The sequence below is a fragment of the Streptococcus sp. 1449 genome, assembly GCF_013276805.1.
In the GTDB taxonomy this organism is placed as follows: domain Bacteria; phylum Bacillota; class Bacilli; order Lactobacillales; family Streptococcaceae; genus Streptococcus; species Streptococcus pseudopneumoniae.
This window is the reverse complement of the sequence record NZ_VMLS01000118.1, coordinates 1-823: the sequence shown is the minus strand read 5'-3', so window position 1 is coordinate 823 and position 823 is coordinate 1. Positions and strand designations below refer to the sequence as shown.

Below are 823 nucleotides of genomic sequence, written 5' to 3'. Positions count from 1 at the left end.
TTTAAACTTTTTACAATTTTTTGGCGAGAAGTCATCTAAATGGAGGCTAGCCCTCATGCCTGGTTTGGAGCAGAAACCTCTAACTTACACCTAGCCATTGATGATGCTTCTGGCAATATCCTAGGGGCTTATTTTGATAAACAAGAGACCTTGAATGCTTACTATCATGTCCTCGAACAAATTTTAGACAACCACGGCATTCCCCTTCAAATCAAAACAGATAAAAGAACAGTCTTTACCTATCAAATCTCCAACTCTAAGAAAATGGAGGACGATACCCATACACAATTCGGATACGCCTGTCACCAACTGGGGATTCTCCTTGAGACAACCGCTATCCCTCAAGCTAAAGGGAGAGTCGAAAGACTCAATCAGGCACTACAATCTCGCCTGCCTATTGAACTGGAACGAAACAATATTCATACCTTGGAAGAAGCCAATACTTTCCTTCTTTCCTACATTCAAACCTTTAATGAACAGTTTGGAAACAAGACAAAACTCTCTGTCTTTGAGGAGGCTCCTAAGCCCTCTGAACGAAATCTCATTCTGGCTAGACTGGCGGAGAGAGTCGTCGATAGTGGACACCATATCCGATTCCAAAATCGTTGCTATATCCCTGTTGAACAAGGAAAAGAAGTCTACTTCAGCAGAAAGACGAAAGCATTCGTTATAAAAGAAGTTGACGGTGACATCTACCTCAATATCGCTGACAAGATCTATCACACAAAGGAGCTACTAGTTCATGAACTCTATTCGAAAAACTTTGAATCAGAACCAGAACAAAAAAAGAAAGACGCAAGTATGTCCCTCCACAAACCCATCC

General features: G+C 41.4%; 1 pseudogene. It reads left to right on the top strand.

Annotation, left to right across the window (positions count from 1 at the left end):
• Window positions 1–823, top strand: a pseudogene (locus HT687_RS11530) (ISNCY family transposase); the annotation flags it as partial.